At 75.2% G+C, this 15,173-nt stretch carries 16 protein-coding genes; 8 read left to right on the top strand and 8 right to left on the bottom strand.

What is annotated here, in order from left to right:
• Nucleotides 1-29: 29 nt before the first annotated feature.
• Both AB0J71_RS14285 and AB0J71_RS14280 read left to right on the top strand, forming a co-directional pair.
• The gene (locus AB0J71_RS14285; protein ID WP_352329914.1) at nt 30-626 is read left to right on the top strand and encodes an RNA polymerase sigma factor; all 597 of its coding nucleotides are present in this window, start codon (nt 30-32) and stop codon (nt 624-626) included.
• The gene (locus AB0J71_RS14280; protein WP_364414391.1) at nt 619-1,749 is read left to right on the top strand and encodes a CU044_5270 family protein; all 1,131 of its coding nucleotides are present in this window, start codon (nt 619-621) and stop codon (nt 1,747-1,749) included. The genes AB0J71_RS14285 and AB0J71_RS14280 overlap by 8 nt, the downstream gene beginning before the upstream one ends.
• A 42-nt stretch (nt 1,750-1,791) precedes the next feature.
• Here the strand turns inward: AB0J71_RS14280 and AB0J71_RS14275 are convergent, their stop codons facing one another.
• The 3 genes from AB0J71_RS14275 to AB0J71_RS14265 all read right to left on the bottom strand — a co-directional run bounded on the left by AB0J71_RS14275 (nt 1,792) and on the right by AB0J71_RS14265 (nt 4,817).
• On the bottom strand, nt 1,792-2,880 hold the full coding sequence (locus AB0J71_RS14275; protein WP_352329918.1) for a serine hydrolase domain-containing protein: 1,089 nt from the start codon (nt 2,878-2,880) through the stop codon (nt 1,792-1,794).
• Nucleotides 2,881-3,006: 126 nt separating this feature from the next.
• Nucleotides 3,007-3,744 carry a 3-keto-5-aminohexanoate cleavage protein gene (locus AB0J71_RS14270; protein ID WP_364392381.1) on the bottom strand — a complete coding sequence of 246 codons (738 nt, stop codon included), beginning with the start codon at nt 3,742-3,744 and terminating at the stop codon, nt 3,007-3,009.
• A gap of 86 nt (nt 3,745-3,830) precedes the next feature.
• Nucleotides 3,831-4,817 (bottom strand): aldo/keto reductase, encoded by a 987-nt coding sequence (locus tag AB0J71_RS14265; RefSeq protein WP_352325720.1) that lies wholly within the window; start codon nt 4,815-4,817, stop codon nt 3,831-3,833.
• A gap of 133 nt (nt 4,818-4,950) precedes the next feature.
• Here AB0J71_RS14265 and AB0J71_RS14260 point away from each other — a divergent pair, with 133 nt between their 5' ends.
• The 6 genes from AB0J71_RS14260 to AB0J71_RS14235 all read left to right on the top strand — a co-directional run bounded on the left by AB0J71_RS14260 (nt 4,951) and on the right by AB0J71_RS14235 (nt 10,101).
• Nucleotides 4,951-5,739 carry an SDR family NAD(P)-dependent oxidoreductase gene (locus AB0J71_RS14260; protein ID WP_364414389.1) on the top strand — a complete coding sequence of 263 codons (789 nt, stop codon included), beginning with the start codon at nt 4,951-4,953 and terminating at the stop codon, nt 5,737-5,739.
• Nucleotides 5,736-6,314, top strand: coding sequence for a TetR/AcrR family transcriptional regulator (locus AB0J71_RS14255; RefSeq protein WP_352325717.1), 579 nt, complete (start codon nt 5,736-5,738; stop codon nt 6,312-6,314). Before AB0J71_RS14260 ends, AB0J71_RS14255 begins: the two co-directional genes overlap by 4 nt.
• 305 nt (nt 6,315-6,619) lie before the next feature.
• Nucleotides 6,620-7,348: a CrcB family protein gene (locus AB0J71_RS14250; protein ID WP_364414387.1), complete on the top strand. Its 729-nt coding sequence runs from the start codon at nt 6,620-6,622 to the stop codon at nt 7,346-7,348.
• On the top strand, nt 7,348-7,710 hold the full coding sequence (gene crcB / locus AB0J71_RS14245) for a fluoride efflux transporter CrcB (protein ID WP_364414479.1): 363 nt from the start codon (nt 7,348-7,350) through the stop codon (nt 7,708-7,710). The genes AB0J71_RS14250 and crcB overlap by 1 nt, the downstream gene beginning before the upstream one ends.
• A 110-nt stretch (nt 7,711-7,820) precedes the next feature.
• The gene (locus AB0J71_RS14240; protein ID WP_352325714.1) at nt 7,821-8,276 is read left to right on the top strand and encodes an ATP-binding protein; all 456 of its coding nucleotides are present in this window, start codon (nt 7,821-7,823) and stop codon (nt 8,274-8,276) included.
• 76 nt (nt 8,277-8,352) lie between these two features.
• Nucleotides 8,353-10,101, top strand: a complete 1,749-nt coding sequence (locus tag AB0J71_RS14235; RefSeq protein ID WP_352325712.1) for a SpoIIE family protein phosphatase — start codon at nt 8,353-8,355, stop codon at nt 10,099-10,101.
• 29 nt (nt 10,102-10,130) lie between these two features.
• Here AB0J71_RS14235 and AB0J71_RS14230 read toward each other — a convergent pair whose 3' ends face one another.
• From AB0J71_RS14230 to AB0J71_RS14210, 5 genes are all read right to left on the bottom strand, one after another.
• Nucleotides 10,131-10,979: a phosphotransferase gene (locus tag AB0J71_RS14230; RefSeq protein ID WP_364414385.1), complete on the bottom strand. Its 849-nt coding sequence runs from the start codon at nt 10,977-10,979 to the stop codon at nt 10,131-10,133.
• Entirely contained in the window at nt 10,976-13,027 is a 2,052-nt protein-coding gene (locus AB0J71_RS14225) for an alpha/beta fold hydrolase (RefSeq protein ID WP_364414383.1), read from the bottom strand. Before AB0J71_RS14225 ends, AB0J71_RS14230 begins: the two co-directional genes overlap by 4 nt.
• Nucleotides 13,028-13,082: 55 nt before the next feature.
• Complete coding sequence (locus AB0J71_RS14220) at nt 13,083-13,715, bottom strand: TetR/AcrR family transcriptional regulator (RefSeq protein WP_364414381.1); 633 nt, start codon at nt 13,713-13,715, stop codon at nt 13,083-13,085.
• A gap of 96 nt (nt 13,716-13,811) precedes the next feature.
• Nucleotides 13,812-14,138: a TraR/DksA C4-type zinc finger protein gene (locus AB0J71_RS14215; protein ID WP_352325707.1), complete on the bottom strand. Its 327-nt coding sequence runs from the start codon at nt 14,136-14,138 to the stop codon at nt 13,812-13,814.
• Nucleotides 14,139-14,172: 34 nt separating this feature from the next.
• Complete coding sequence (locus AB0J71_RS14210; protein ID WP_352325706.1) at nt 14,173-14,931, bottom strand: rod shape-determining protein; 759 nt, start codon at nt 14,929-14,931, stop codon at nt 14,173-14,175.
• Nucleotides 14,932-15,173: the final 242 nt, after the last annotated feature.

Genomic DNA, 15,173 nt, shown 5'->3' with positions numbered 1-15,173 from the left:
AAGGACGGGCGCTCCCGCCAAGTAGGGGTGTGACACAAACCATGACGGTCGAGGACGAGCAGGCGATCGCCGAGTCCCTGCGCCTCCCCGAGAGGTTCGGGGTGCTCTACGACCGCTACTTTCCCGAGATCCACCGGTACGTCGCCGGCCGCCTCGGCACCCAGGCCGCCGACGACCTCACCGCGGAGATCTTCCTGGCCGCCTTCCACGGCCGGGCCGGCTTCGACTCCGGCCGTGGGGTGGTCCGCGGCTGGCTGTACGGCATCGCCACCAACGTCGTCGCCCAGCACCGCCGGAGCGAGCTGCGCCGGTTGCAGGCGATGCAACGGGCCCCGGAAGGAACGCTCACCGGCGAACAGGCCGAGGACGGGCACGAGGACCTGGTCGCCGGACGGCTGGCGGCGGCGGGCGTCAAGGACGACCTGGTGGCGGCCCTCCAGGCGATGCCGGACGCCGACCGCGACGTCCTGCTGCTGCTGGCGCTGGCCGATCTGAGCTACCAGGAGATCGGCCAGGCCCTCGACATCCCCTCGGGAACGGTCGGTTCCCGGCTGAACCGCATCAGAAGGAAGCTTCGCGCCGCCCTGGGCGGCGTCAATCCCCTGCTTGGAGACTCCCGTGGCTGACCTGAACCAGGACCTGACCCTGATCCGCGACCTCTACGCGGCCCCGCCCCCCACCCCCGAGGTGCTGGCCGACGGCCGGGCCCGCCTCGCCGACGCCTACGCCTCCTCCATGGACGCCGGCGTCCGCCGGGAGGAGCGGCGGCCCCCGCTGCGGGCGCTGCCGGACGGCGGGAGGGGCCGGCGGCGCTGGCCGCTCGTGGGGGCGAGCCTGGCCGGGGCGGCCGCCGTCACCGTGGCCGCCACCTTCCTCACCGCACCCTCGACGCCTTCGACACCCGCGACACCCGCGGCGTCCGCGGCGCCCGCCCGGCTCTCGGCCGGTGAGATCCTGCTGGCCGCCGCCGGCTCGGTCACCCCCGACGCGGGCGACGGCGCGTACTGGAGGCGCGACGGCGTCGCCGGCCGGTACGAACGCGCGCCCGGCGGCCACTACACCCTCAAGACCAGCCGCTCGATCGAGCTCTGGCTCCCCAAGGCGGCCGGCCGCCCCACCTGGGTGATCCGCCAGGACCTCGGCGCCGAGCCGGCGACGCCCGAGGACGAGACGGCCTGGCGCGCCGCGGGCTCCCCCCGGACCTGGACCCTGAGCCGGGGCACGCCCCCGGTGAAACTGCAGGCCGGCCCGGGGGAGCGCGACGCCGTACGCGACGACAGCGGCAAGACCCTCACCCTGCTCGGCACGCCCATGACGCCCGCCACCCTGAACGCCCTGCCGACCACCCCGGAGGCGCTGCGCGACACCCTCGAACGCCTCGTGTCGAAGGGGTACGGCAAGGAGCGGGTGGACATGAACGCCCAGCTGTTCGAGACCGGCGTGCGGCTCGTCATGAACTTCCCGACCTCGCCGGAGGTGCGGGCGGCGACGTACCGCATGCTGGCCGCGCTCCCGGGGGCGAGCGCGGAGAGCGAGGCCACCGACCCGCTCGGCCGCAAGGGCCACGCGGTCAGCCGGCCGGCCGGGCCGGGCGAGCGGTACCGGTTCGTCGTGGACACCGCCACCGGCCTGCCGCTGGCCCTGGAGTCGACGATCGGCCAGGACCGCTCGTACGAGGCGATCAGGACGGCCGCCTGGACCGACGAGGAGCCCCGGCTCCCGGCCCTGCGCCGCGACATGAACCGCTGACCCCGCCGTTCAGCGGGCGCGCGGGGGCCGGCGGGACCCCGGTCAGCGGGTGCACAGGGCGGTGTCGAAGGCGGCGATCAGGAGGTCGCGGGCCTTGCCGCCGTTGGCCGAGCCCGTGGTGTAGACGGTGACCGCGCGGCCCGCGCGGTCGCGGCCGCTGAAGGTGGACACGCCCGGGACGTCGCCGCCGTGCCCCCACAACTTCCCGCCGCAGCTCAGCGGGATCTCCATGACGCCGTAGCCGTACCGGGCGCCCTTGGGCCAGCCGGGCCGGTCGATGTCGACGTACGAACCGGATGTGACGGACTGCGCCCGCCAGAACGTGTTCAGGTCGCGCGGCGTCGAGACCAGCCCGCCGCTGGCGCCGAACGCGTGGCCGGGCAGCCGGGTCAGGTCGACGACGCCGTCCTTGGGACGCAGCGGGTGCACGCCGTAGGTGTGCGCGTGCGGCCCGCGGATGCCGGTCTCGCCCTCGGCCGGCCAGTACGTGTCCCGCATGCCCAGCGGCCTCAGCACCAGGTCGCGGCTGACCGCGCGGAAGTCGCGGCCGGTCACCGCCTGCGCGACCAGGCCGAGGACCAGGTAGTTGGTGTTGGAGTAGGCGAACCGGCCGCGGGGCGTCGGTTCGAGGGAGAGGGCCAGCTTGAGCAGGTCCTGCTTGCCGATCTTCGACCAGTCGGCGGCGGGGGTGAAGTCCGGCAGGCCGCTGGTCTGCTGCAGGAGCATCTTCACGGTGATGTCCCGTCCGTCGATGCCCTTGCCGCGGACGACCCCCGGCAGGTACGTCTCGACCGGCTCGTCCAGGTTCACCTTGCCCTGGCCGGCCAGCTTGAGCACGGTGGCCGCGATGATCGACTTGCTCACGCTGGCGATCCTGAACCGGCCGTCCGCGCCGGGCATGGGCTGCTTGGTGCCGCGCCGCGCGGTGCCGGAGACGACAGTCGTGGTCCGGCCGTCCGGGTGGCGGACGTAGGCCACGGCGCCGGGCACGTCGGGGGAGGCGGTGAGGGCGTCCAGCCGCGACTGCAACGACGGCGCACGCTCGGCGGCGAACGCCGGAGCCACCGGTGCGAGCGCCAGCGGGACGATCACGAGCAGGGCGAGTGCGCGCCGGGCGGTGGAGGAAGGCATCGGGACTCCTTGTCGCGTCGATCAAGCTCTGTCCCGACTGTGGCGAATCAGCGGCTTCGGCACAGTCACGGCACCACCCGCCCTCGTGCGGGGGTTGTCCCTACCGCCCGGCGCGCGCGTCGCCCGCTACCCGCCGGGGCGGGCGATGGCCAGGACGTGGCCGACGAGGGCGGCGTTGTCCTCGGCCGGGCCGCCGTCCGGGTCGAGCAGCGTGTCCTCCAGGCCGATCCGGGTCGCCAGGCCCCGCCGTACGGCCTCGGCCACCAGCGGCCACGTCGCCGGCCCCTCACCGTGCAGCAGGCGGGGGGCCGGCGACCCGTCCAGGCGGTCGAGAATGGCCGCGGCCCGGGGGATCGCCTCCTCGGCCGGCGCGTCGATCACCTCGACGAGGATGCGCGTCATCCGCCCGGCCAGCCCCGAGGCGGTCAGCGTCGCGGCGTCGGCCGGCGTCCACACCCCCGCCTCGACCCCGATCCCCGCCGCCAGCAACGTCCGCGCCAGCTCGCCGAACCCCGGCTCCGACAGGTTCACCGACGCGAAGTCCGGACGGGCGCCGGCGGGCAGCTCCGCCCAGGCGGTCACCGCGTCCAGGCGGGCCGCGGCGTCGCCGCCCGTGATCCACAGCCCGGTGGACACGCCCACGGGCAGCCCCGGCGCCGCCGCCCTGACGGCCGACGTCGCCGCCCCGACGTCGGCGGCGGCCAGCGACTCGCGTCCCGCCGCGTCCCGCGGATGGAGGTGCACCGCCCCCGCCCCCGCCCGCCGCACGGCCACGGCGTCGGCGGCCAGCTCGGCGGGCGTCAGGGGCAGCCGGGGATGCTCGTCGGCCGCCCGGCTTCCGTTCAGACACGCTTTGATGAACATGAGCCCCATCCTTACCCGCGCGAACCGGGCTCAGGCGCGGCGTCGGGCGGGCCCGGTTCAGCGGGCGGCGCCGGGGCGGCGGCGGTTCAGTGGGCGGCGTCCAGGCGGGCGCGCTGGTCGTCGGTCAGCTCCAGGTCCACGGCGGCCAGGTTCTCCTCGAGCTGGGCCACCGACGACGCCCCGACCAGCGGGATCACCGGGAACGCCGAGCCGATCTGCCAGGCCAGCACCACCTGGTTCATGCTCGCCCCGCACTCCTTCGCGACCTCGCGCAGCACCGCCATGCGGGCCGGGGTGCCGGGGTGGTCGTAGTCCGGCGGCACCGGCTTGTCCTGCCGGGTGTAGGCCCCGCCGAGCAGCGGCGAGTAGGCGACCAGCGTGAGGGCGGGCTCGGCGCGCAGGTAGCTCAGCAACTCGGCGCCGGCGTGGCCGAGGCTGCCGTCCTGGAAGATCGACTCCGGCATGTCGAAGCGCGGGCGCAGCAGGCTGTGCTGGTACTGCAGCACCTCGTACCCGGCCACCCCCGACGCGGCGGCCAGCGCGCGGGCCCGCTCCACCCGCCAGATCGCGTGGTTGCTCGCCCCGAGCAGGCCGACCGTGCCCTCGGCCACCAGGGCGCCGAAGCCCTCGACGGTCTCGGCCACCTCCACCGAGCGGTCCTCGATGTGGGCGTAGAGCAGGTCGATGCGGTCCACGCCGAGGCGTTCGCGGCTGCGCTCGGCCGACTCCGTGATGATCTTGGCGGACAGGCCCTCGGCGTTGTCGACGTAGCTGGTGCCCGGCGCGAGCGGCCGCGCGCCCAGCTTGGTGGCGATCACGATCTCGTCCCCGGCGCCGCTGCTGCGCCGCCAGCGGCCGAGCAGCTCCTCGCTCTGCCCGCCCTGGCCGCCGTCCACCCAGAAGGCGTAGTTGTCGGACGTGTCGATGAACGTCCCGCCGGCCTCGGCGTAGCGGTCGAGGATGGCGAACGACGTCTTCTCGTCGGTCACCGAGCCGAACAACATCGCCCCGAGGGCGAGCACGCTCACCTCGCGGCGGGTGTCCGGGTTCGTGCCGATCGTCCGGTACTTCATGCTGTTCTCCCCAGTTCGTCACGTTCTGTACGAGGCCCCGGAACGGGAGTCTGAGGGCTGGAGCGAACTCCAGGTCAAGCCGGACCGGCTGTCTTCTTGAAATTAGATCATTTCTCTAGAAAAATGCTCTGATATGTCGATCATGGTGGTGACCGGCGGCAACCGGGGCATCGGGTACGCGGTGTGCGAACGGCTGGCCGGCGACGGGCACAAGGTGCTGCTGGTCGCGCGGGACGCGGAGCGGGGCCGGCAGGCCGCCGCGCGGATCGGGGGCGACGTCCAGGCCGTGGCGGGCGACCTCAGCACGGCGGAGTCGGTCCGGCGGCTGGCCGGCGACCTGCTGGACCGCTGCCCGCGCATCGACGTGCTGGTCCACAACGCCGGCCTGTGGCCCGCCCGCCGCGTCCTGACCGAGGACGGACTGGAGGAGTCGTTCGCGGTCAACCACCTGGCGCCGTTCCTGCTCAACCACCTGCTGGAGGACCGGCTCGGACGCGTCGTGCAGGTCACCGCCGGCCTGTACGCCAAGGGCCGGGCCGAACCCGGACGCACGGCCGTGGGCGCCGCCTTCTCGCCGATGCGCACGTACGCCGACACCAAGCGGTGCAACCTGCTGACCGTGCCCCTGTTCGCCGACCGCTGGCGGACGGCCGGGATCACGATCGACGCCGTGCACCCCGGCGTCATCCGCACCGGGCTCGGCGACCGCCGCGGCCCGCTCGGCTGGCTGCTCAAGGCCGCCAAGCGCAGCTGGGCCGCGCCCGAGGAAGGCGCGCGGCACGTCGTCTCCCTGGCCGCGGCTCCCGGCACCGGCCGGTACTTCGACCAGGACCGCGAGGTCCCGTTGCAGGGCCCGGCGCTGGACGCCGGCCTGGCCAGGCGCGTCTGGGACGAGGCCGAGGCGCTGGCCGGGGTGCGATGACCCGGCACCGGCGCAGCGAGGAGACCGTGCGCAGGCTCCTGGACACCGCCCTGGAGGTCTACCCGGCCGACTTCACCCTCCGGGCGGTGACCACGCGCAGCGGCGTCAGCATGGGCAGCGTCTACCACCACTTCGGCAGCCTCGAAGGGCTGGCCGCCGCGCTGTACGGCCGGTGCATGGACGAGCTGCTCGACACGCTGGTCACCGTCACCGAGGAGACCGCCGACGCCCGTGACGGCGTGCGCCGCGCGGTGACGGCCTACCTCGGCTTCACCGCCTCGCACCCGGACAAGGCCCGCTTCATCCACGCGGCGCCGTACGCGCTGGACCTCGGCCCGTACGCCGAGCGCATCGCCGCGGCCAAGGCGTCCCGGCTGGCCCGGCTGAACGCCTGGATGGGCGCGCGCATGGCGGAGGGGGCGGTGGCACGGCTGCCGGCGGCGCAGGTGGAGATGCTGCTGATCGGGCCGGTGGCCGAGGTGAGCAGACGGTGGCTGGCGGGCGCGCCGGACATCGACCTGGACGAGGCGGCCCGCGTCCTGCCCGACCGCATCTGGTTGTCGCTCAGCGGTTGAGCGGCCGGTCGCCTGTGGGGGACGCCTCCCGGCGGCGGGGGGTTCGCGGCCCGAAGGAAGCAGCTCGGCGGGCGGCGGTCCGGGCCGCGTGGAGGCTCCTCGGCGGTGGGCGATTCCGGGCTGCGTGGAGGCTCCTCGGCGGCAGGGGCTGAAGTGGTCGCCGGTAGGATGGGGGCGGCTTCCCGTGCCGGGAGCCGCGGCGGTGGGGCCCGCCGCCTCCCGTTCGTCCGGGGGTAACCGCGGTGTCGCCGCCAACGGTCCCTGCCAGAGATGTGCCACGCTCATGTGCTGGTAGGAGATGCCTCATGACCCAAGCTCGTCCCCCCGAACCAGGACCCGGACCCGGACCCGGCCTCGGATCCGGCCCCGGCCGCGTGCACGCCGCCGAGGGGCTGGAGATCGCCGGCGCGCATGCCGCCGGAGGCCCCGGCGGCGTCGGGGGTGCGCAGGTCGATCCGCGGGCCGCGGTCGATCCCGACGTCGACCTCCACGTGCCCGCCCAGCGCGGCGAGCTGGCCCGCGCCCCGGTCGCCACGCTGGCCGTCATCGCGGCCGGCGGCGTGCTGGGCGCGCTCGCCCGCTACGCCGTCCTGACCGCCTTCCCGGTGCCGCCGGGCGGGTTCGCCTGGCCGACGCTGGCCGTCAACGTCACCGGCTGCCTGCTGGTCGGGCTGCTGATGGTGGCCATCACCGAGGTCTGGCAGGCCCATCCGCTCACCCGGCCGTTCCTGGGGGTGGGGGTGCTGGGCGGGTTCACCACGTTCTCCACCTCCATCGCCGACGCCCAAGGAGCGCTGGCCGCGGGGCAGCCCCGCACGGCGCTCGCCTACCTGGCGGTCACGCTGGTCGCGGCCCTGGTGGCGGTCTTCCTGGGCCAGACGCTCGGCCGCGCACTGTTCAGCCGGTTCGCCACTGCCGCCGGCACAGCCACCGCCGAGACCGCCCCCGACCAGGCCACTCGCGACCAGGGCGCTCGCGACCAGGCCGTCCCCGGCCAGGCCGGGCGGGCTCCGCGCGGTGGGAGGCGTCCGTGATGACGTTGCTGCTGGTGGTGCTGGGCGCCGCCGTGGGGGCGCCGGCCCGCTACCTGATCGACCGCGCCGTCCAGGCCCGGCACGACAGCCTGTTCCCGTGGGGCACCTTCACCGTGAACGTGACCGGGTCGGCGCTGCTCGGCTTCCTGCTGGCGCTGCCCGCCGCCGGCGGAGTCCAGGCGCTCCTGGGCACGGGCCTGTGCGGAGCGCTGACCACGTACTCCACCTTCGGTTACGAGACCCTGCGGCTGCTGCAGAACGGCGCCCGCACCTACGCCGCGCTCAACGCCGTGGCCGGCGTCGCGGCCGGCCTCGGAGCGGCCTGGTGCGGCATCGCCCTCGCCCAGGCGATCATCCCGTGATCCGCCCCGGGAGCTCGACGGCGAGCGGCCGGCGCGTTTGACGATCACTCGACGGGAAAGCTGAACGAGGCCGGCGTACCCCATTCCGACCTCCGACAGACGAGACGATCATGCTTGTGGAGTTCGAGCTGCGCTGTCCCATCAGCGCTGATCTGGCCTTCATCCGCGACCTGGTGCGCATCCACGGCCACCACAGCGGATTGTCCGGCGAGCGGCTGGAGGACCTGGTGCTCGCGGTGAACGAGGCCGTCACCAACGTCCTCGACCATGGCGGTTCGGCCGGCCTGGTCACCGCGACCCGGGACCCGATCGGCGTCTGCGTGGAGATCCTGGACACCGCGGGCCGCCTGACCCCCGACCACCTCGGCGCCGCGGGCGTCGACCCGACCGCGTCCCAGGGGTTCGGCCTGTGGGTGATCCAGCAGTTGTGCGACTCGGTCGCGCTGGAGTGCACCGGCCTCGGCTCGCGGCTGCGCCTGCGCATGCTGGTGCCCGCGGAGACCCCCGGCGCCGCCGATCGCCGTCTCAGCAGCACCATGGCCGGCGGCGCCTTCCCCTGGTCCTAGCCCGGAGGACGCCGGCCCGGCACCTTGCCGGGTACACGAAGTCGGCATGTCAGTAATCATCCGATAACGTAGTGTGATGATGGCTGATCGGGGCGACATCGGACACCGGCCGGACGGCTCCGGTTCCGGCGCCCAGCCGGCGGAGTGGCTGCTGCGGGCGGCCTTCGACGGCACGGGCATGGGCATCTACCTCACCGATCTCGCCGGCCGCATCACGTGGGTCAACCCGGGCGCGGCGGCCCTGCTCGGCTTCACCGCCGACGAGCTGCGCGGCGCCGACGCGCACCGGACGCTGCACCGCCGCCTCGACGGCAGCCTCCCGCCCCGCTCCGGCTGCGAGCTGGTGACGGTGTGCCGGGAGGACCGGCACGTACGCAGCGAGTTCGCCACCTTCGCCACCGCGGGCGGCCGGCTGCTCCCGGTCGCCTGGCTGGCCTCGCCCCTCCACCACGACGGCGAGCCGGCCGGCGTCGTCGTGGTCTTCATCGACGTCGTCGAACGCCTCGACGCGGCCGGCCGGCAGGCCGAAGAGCTCGTCCGCGCCCAGAAGCTGACCGAGCAGTTCCGCCTGCTGACCGAGATCAGCACCGTCCTCACCCAGACGCTGGACGTGCGCGAGGCGATGACGCGGCTCGGCCGGCTGCTGGTGCCGCGCCTGGCCGACTGGGCGGCGGTGGACATGTTCCTCGGGCCGCGCGAGCTGCGCCGCCTGGCCATGGCCTGCGCCGGGGCCGCGCCGGTTGACCCCTCGTGGTTCGCCGAGCTGCCGTCGTTGCCGAAGGGCCCCTCGCGGTCGGCGCTGGTCCGGGTGCTGCGCGGGGAGCAGGCCCTGCTGCTGGGGCCCGAGCAGATCGCCGCGCCGCCCGACGGGCCGCTGGCCGCCGCCCACGACTCCCTGTTCAACGTGCTGGGCGGCTCGTCGGCGATCGTGGCGCCGCTGCGAACCCCGCGCCGCGTGCTGGGCGCGCTGACGGTGGCGCGCACCGACCCGGCGCGGTCGTACACGGAGGCCGACGTGGAACTGGTGGCCGACATCGCCCGCACCGCGGCGCTGGCCGCCGACAACGCCTGCCTGTTCGGCCAGCAGCGCGACATCGTCGACACCATGCAGCGCCACCTGCTGACCGCGCTGCCCCAGGTCGATCACCTCCAGCTCGCCGCCCGCTACCTGGCGGCCCCGGCCGGCTCGCAGGTGGGCGGCGACTGGTACGACGCGTTCGTGCTCCCCGACGGCGTCACCGCGCTGGCCATCGGCGACGTCGCCGGCCACGACCTGGAGGCCGCCGGGCAGATGGCCCAGCTCCGCAACATGCTGCGCGCCCTGGCCTGCGACCACAAGGAGTCGCCCAGCCTGATCCTCGACCGGCTCAACAAGGTCATGGCCGTGGCCAGCGACGCCCTCACGGCCTCGGCCATCCTGGCCAGGATCGAGCCGCCCCAGCCGGAAGGCGACCCGGACACGCGGATGCTGCGCTGGGCCAGCGCCGGCCACCTGCCGCCGTTGCTGGTCACCGCGCAGGGGCAGGCCCGCTACCTGGAGGAGGGCCAGTCGCTGCTGCTGGGCGTGCATCTCGACGACGTGACCCGCCACGACGCCCTGGCGCCGCTGCCGCCGGGCAGCACGCTGCTGCTCTACACCGACGGGCTGGTCGAGGTGCCCGGCGTCAACCTGGACAACAGCCTGGCCCGGCTGCGCCGGCACGCCGCGACGCTGGCCCGCCGCCCGCTCCAGGACTTCTGCGAGCAGGTGCTCGCGCTGGCGCCGTCGCCGCGTACCGACGACATCGCGCTGCTCGCCCTGCGCCTGCCGCCGCCCGGGCAGTAGGACGGAAGCCGCCTCCGGAACCGGGGCGCTCAGGGAGCGGTGAGCGCGGCGTCGATCGCCGGGCCGTGGCGCTCCAGCCACGCCTCGCGCCGCTTAATCAGGTCGCCGACGCCCTCCTCCCACATCCGGGCCCAGCCGCCGCCCCGCTCCTCGGCGATCTGCCGCATCGAGAACCACGACCGCCGGGTACGCAGCACGGCCACCTCGACCAGGCGCGAACGGTCGACGCCGGACATCCCGTACGCGTCGGCGAGCAGCCGGCAGCGGCGCGGCACGTCCAGCCCGCGCAGGGGCGGGTCGGCGTCGGCCGGGTCGGCCAGCGGCGCCCAGTACACCATCGCGCTCATCAGCTCCTCCACCCGGGTGGACGGCCTGGCGATGTCGAAGTCGATCAGCCCGGCCGCCACGCCGTCGCGGAACACGATGTTGTCCGGCGTGTAGTCCAGGTGCCCGACCAGCTCCGGCGGGTACGGCGGCGCGGACGGCATGCCCGGCGGCTCGGTGAACCCGAAGTCCGCCCGCACGCCGTCGGGCGGGACGAACCCCGCCACGGCCTCGTGGTAGGCCCGGATCAGCCGGCCCACGGACGCCAGCCGCTCCTCGTCGGCCAGCCACGCGGGCCGCGGCTGCCCGGCGACCTCCCCGGGCACGAAGGTCAGCACCTCGCGGCCGGCGGCGTCGATGCCGAGGAACCGCGGCGCGCCCGCGAACCCGGCCTCCTCCAGGTGCCCCAGCAGGGCGTGGACCAGCGGGGCGTTGGGTCCCACGGTGCGGCGCACGGTGTCGCCGACGCGTACGACGCCTTCGGTGACGTCGCCGCCGGTGAGCGGGATCTCGGGTTGCGGCTCGGCGGGCTCGGCGTAGGTGACGGAGCTCATGACGTCCTGGGGTGGTGAGGAAGTGGGCCGGTCATGATGTCAGGCGTGGGCGGCGGAGGGAAATCGTCCACGCCGGGCCGGAGGAGGATCTGCCGCACGATCTCCGCGACGGCGGCCGGGTGGGTGAGGTGCGGGTGGTGCCCGGCCCCCGGGATGACCGTCACGGGGACGGGGCTGTCGGTCAGCGGGTCCAGCTCGCCCGCCACGAGGTGCACGGGGACGGGGCCGCCGAGCAGCGTGCGGAGGGCGGCGCGCTCGGCGGGGCGGTGCGCGGCGCGCAGCACGCGGGCGGTGCGCCGGGCGACCCCGGGACGCCGAAGTCCGGCCGCGGCGCTCGCGACCGCCCGCCGCGCGTCCTCGGGCGGGGACGCCGGGCCGAGGAGGGTGGCCGCGAGCCGGTCGGGGCCCATCCTGCCGAGGACCGGGGCCGCGAGGAGCAGAGTGAGCGCGGACGGCCGGCGCTGGAGGAAGTACGGCGACAGCAGGATCAGGGCGGCGATCCGGCCGGGGTGGGCGGCGGCGTACCGCAGCGCCGGGGCGGCGGCGGCCGAGTGCGCGACGATCACCGGACGGGTACGCACGGGCGCCAGCAACTCGGCCAGCCAGTCCGACGCCGCGGCCCCGGCGGGCGAGGAACGCCCCAGCCCCGGCAGATCGGCGACGAGCGCGGGAAACCGGTCCGAAGCGGGGAACCCGGCGACGAGCCCGGGGAAGCGGTCCGGAGCGGGGGAGCCGGCGGCAAGCGTGGGAGAGCGGTCCGGAGCGGGGGAGCCGGCGGCAAGCGTGGGAGAGCGGTCCGGAGCAGGGGAGCCGGCGGCAAGCTCGGGGAACCGGTCCGCGGCGGTTCCGGGGCGGGTCGCGGGCGGGGCGCTGTCCAGTTCGTCGAGCACGCCGTGCCAGGAGTCGCCGTCGAGCGGCAGCCCGTGCAGCAACACCAGCCGTGGCGACGTACGCTCACCCGCCACGTACGTGCGCGACCCCGCCACGCTGTGGAAACCGCCGGGACGTGCGGCCGGAGCGGCCCCGAAGCGGTCGGCGACCAGCCGGTCGGCCCAGCGGCGCAACGCGTCCTCCACGGGTGGCCGCCGGAGCCGCGCGGACGCGGCGACCCGGTCGGCCGAGCCGGTGTCGTACCGGTCCTCGGTCAGGAAGCCCAGCGTCTCGGGCTCGGCGCCGGTCAGCGCGGACGGCAGGCGGCGGATCACGCCCACCGGCACGCGGATGCGCGGCGCGCGTACGCCGAGGTGGTCCGCGAGCAGCCGGATCAGGTCGGGCAGGTCGGGCGTGGCGGGATCGAGCACCCAGTGCAGGCCGCCCGGCTCGGGGTCGTGTTCGGGCACGGCGGCCATGAACCGGGCGAAATCGTCCACCGTCACCACCGGGACGAACGTACGGGCGCCGCCCGGCAGCGCGGGCAGCCGCCCCGCCCACAGGTCGCGGACCAGCGAGGCCGGCCCGACGTACTGGCCGGCCTCGCCGGTCAGCGAATGGCCGATGACGCTGCTCGGGTTCACCACGGTCAGCGGCACGCCGAGCCGGGCCGCGGCGACCCGTACGGCGGCGTCCCCCTCGGCCTTGGAGCCCTCGTACGCTCCTTTGTCCCGGTACAGGGCCGCCAGTTCGGCCTCCGGCAGCGGATGGCGCGGCCGCGGGTCCAGCCCGACGCGGTAGCCCGACACGTGCACCAGCCGGCGCAGCGCGGGCCGGGCGGCGGCCCAGTTCAGCACGTTGAGCGCGCCTTCGACGTTGACCGTCCTGGCCTCCTCGCGTTCCATGCCGAAGCGGTAGACGCCGGCGGCGTTGAACACGTCCCGCACGCCCGCCGCCCCTTCGGCGGGCCCGCTCAGCCCCAGGCCGGGCCCGGCCGTGACGTCGCCCTCGACGACGGTGAGCCGCGCGCCGGGCGCGCCGCGCTCGCGCAGCCAGCGGCCGAGCCCGCCGTCCGCGCGGCGGACGACGGCCGTCACGGCGCGGCCCTGTTCCAGCAGGTGCAGGACCGTCCATCTGCCGATGAAGCCGGTCGCGCCGAACACCACGGCGTCTTCCATGACTCTTCCTCTCTAGACCGATCTACATATTCTGCGGGCATGAAAAACCGCCGGCTCAGGCCAGCAGCCTGACGACCTGGCGGCGGACCCGTTCGACGGGCAGCCGGGAACGGCTCGCGCGGGCCAGCAGCAGCGCGCCCTCGATCAGCGCGAGCACGGTCGCCGCCAGATCGTCGGCCGTGTCGCGCCGGTCGCCGGCCATGTCGTGCTCGTCGGGCTGCGGGGCGTCGGGCTGCGGGGCGTCGGCCGCGGCAAGCCCGTCGGCGCGCAGGGCGTCGGCCAGTCTGCGCTGCCAGCCCTCGTAGATGCCGGCGCAGACGCGTTGGAGTTGCTCGTTGGAGGAGGAGACCTCCAGGGCCACGGTCGCCACCGGGCAGCCCTTGGCGTACCCGGCCGCCACCATCCTGTCGGCCAGCGCGTCGAGGACGGCCGGCACGAGGTCACGGGCGCGCGGCAGCGTGCCGGCCAGATCGTCGATCATGGCGTCGACCTCGCGCCCGGCGGCGGCGAGCGCCTCGCCCACCAGCTGGTCCTTGCCGCCGGGGAAGTGGTGGTAGAGCGACCCGCGCGGCGCGCCGGCCACCGCCAGCACCTCGTTGAGACCGGTGCCGTGGCTGCCCTGGGCCTCCACCAGCGTGCGGGCGGCCGCGACGATGCGCGCCCGTGTCTCGTCCCCCTTGACCGCCATGCGGCACACACTAGACCGGTCTGCATATTCCTGTCCAACGGCCGCGGGCGGTGGACCGGCCGCCCGACGTCGCGAGGGGGCGGCCGGTCCCGTGGGTCAGGCGGCTTCGTGCCGGCGCTGGCAGTTGATGCAGAACCGGGCCAGCGGCCGGATCTTGAGCCGTTCGAACGGGATGCCCGCCTCGCAGTGCGAGCAGCGGCCGTACGAGCCGGCCGTCAGCCGGTCGCGGGCCTCGGTGAGCTCGGCGATGGCCCGGTCGGCGGTGGCCAGGGAGGCCAGCAGCTCCTGCCAGGTGTCGTCCGCGCCGTTGCCGTCCTGGGCCGCGGCCTGCAGGCCCAGCAGGTGACGGCTGCGCCGCTCCAGCTGCTCGTCGATGTCCTGGCGCAGGGACTGAAGCTGCACGGTGCTCAGGTGGTCGGTCATGGTGGTTTCCTTTCCGCGCGGTGATTGCGGGGGTTCAGAGGGCGATGACGGGCGCCGCGGGGCGCAGGCACAGCCGCAGCAGGCCGCGGACGGTGGCGTGCTGCGGCTCCGGCGCGGCGTTGATCCGCGTGCGAAGGGCGGTGTGCAGGCGATCCAGCAGCCGCGTCTGGAGCGCGCCCCCGCCGGTGACGGTCAGGCCGTTGTCGCGGACGGCCGGGCGGAGGTGGGCCGGCTGGCGGCGCAGCAGGCCCGCGGTCATCTCCACGACGCCGTCCAGCGCGTCCGGCAGCAGGCCCGCGCTGGTCGTGGCGCTGAGCTGGAGCGCCGCCGCGTCGCTGACCGCGCCGCCGCTGACGACGACGGCCTCGACGATGCCCGCCCCGACGTCCAGCAGCAGGTACGGCCCCGGCCCCGCGACGTCCAGACCGGCGCCGGCGGCGGCGGCCAGCGGCGCCTCGACCAGCGTCACCTGGCAGCCGGCCGCCTCGGCGACGGCCGCGCGCACCGCCTGGCGGTCGCTGCCCGTCGCGGCCCTCGGCACCGCGGCCATCACGTGCTCCAGCGGCCGGCCGCCGGCCAGCCAGGCGTCCTGCAGCACGAGATGCACCAGCCGCAGGCAGGCGCCCGGGTCGACGACCATGCCCCGGCGGATCGGGCGGACCGGGACCCCGGCCGCGCTCTCCGGCGACGGGACGACGACCGCCGAGGGACGGTCGGCGATGGCGAACCCGTCCAGGGACAGCGAACGGGTGCGTGAGGTGCCCAGGTCGAGCACCACGTGGGCGCGGTGCACCGCGGATGTTCGCGGTGAGTGTTCGTGGACTGATCCGGCGTCGGACATGACGATGATCGGCTCCTTGCTCTGACGCGGAGAACTCGTACGCGAAAGACGAGAGAAAAGGGCGCATCCCGCACGCGGGCACGCGACGACGGCGACCTCCGGCCGTACCGGAACGCGCGGAACCCGCGGGCGGCCGGGCAACGCGTGGACCCGGCCGTGCTGGGGCCGGGCGCGACGACCGGCCCCGCGGCGCG

This window comes from Nonomuraea sp. NPDC049637 (assembly GCF_040675235.1).
Lineage (GTDB): Bacteria > Actinomycetota > Actinomycetes > Streptosporangiales > Streptosporangiaceae > Nonomuraea.
Note: the sequence above shows the minus strand (reverse complement) of the source record. Positions and strands in the feature narration are given on the sequence as shown.

Excerpts from the sequence above, each read along its gene's own strand:
- AB0J71_RS14275 (WP_352329918.1), bottom strand. The coding sequence starts at position 2,880 with ATGCCTTCCTCCACCGCCCGGCGCGCACTCGCCCTGCTCGTGATCGTC.
- AB0J71_RS14270 (WP_364392381.1), bottom strand. The coding sequence starts at position 3,744 with ATGTTCATCAAAGCGTGTCTGAACGGAAGCCGGGCGGCCGACGAGCAT.
- AB0J71_RS14265 (WP_352325720.1), bottom strand. The coding sequence starts at position 4,817 with ATGAAGTACCGGACGATCGGCACGAACCCGGACACCCGCCGCGAGGTG.
- AB0J71_RS14260 (WP_364414389.1), top strand. The coding sequence starts at position 4,951 with ATGTCGATCATGGTGGTGACCGGCGGCAACCGGGGCATCGGGTACGCG.
- AB0J71_RS14255 (WP_352325717.1), top strand. The coding sequence starts at position 5,736 with ATGACCCGGCACCGGCGCAGCGAGGAGACCGTGCGCAGGCTCCTGGAC.
- AB0J71_RS14250 (WP_364414387.1), top strand. The coding sequence starts at position 6,620 with ATGACCCAAGCTCGTCCCCCCGAACCAGGACCCGGACCCGGACCCGGC.
- crcB (WP_364414479.1), top strand. The coding sequence starts at position 7,348 with ATGACGTTGCTGCTGGTGGTGCTGGGCGCCGCCGTGGGGGCGCCGGCC.
- AB0J71_RS14240 (WP_352325714.1), top strand. The coding sequence starts at position 7,821 with ATGCTTGTGGAGTTCGAGCTGCGCTGTCCCATCAGCGCTGATCTGGCC.
- AB0J71_RS14235 (WP_352325712.1), top strand. The coding sequence starts at position 8,353 with ATGATGGCTGATCGGGGCGACATCGGACACCGGCCGGACGGCTCCGGT.
- AB0J71_RS14230 (WP_364414385.1), bottom strand. The coding sequence starts at position 10,979 with ATGAGCTCCGTCACCTACGCCGAGCCCGCCGAGCCGCAACCCGAGATC.
- AB0J71_RS14225 (WP_364414383.1), bottom strand. The coding sequence starts at position 13,027 with ATGGAAGACGCCGTGGTGTTCGGCGCGACCGGCTTCATCGGCAGATGG.
- AB0J71_RS14220 (WP_364414381.1), bottom strand. The coding sequence starts at position 13,715 with ATGGCGGTCAAGGGGGACGAGACACGGGCGCGCATCGTCGCGGCCGCC.
- AB0J71_RS14215 (WP_352325707.1), bottom strand. The coding sequence starts at position 14,138 with ATGACCGACCACCTGAGCACCGTGCAGCTTCAGTCCCTGCGCCAGGAC.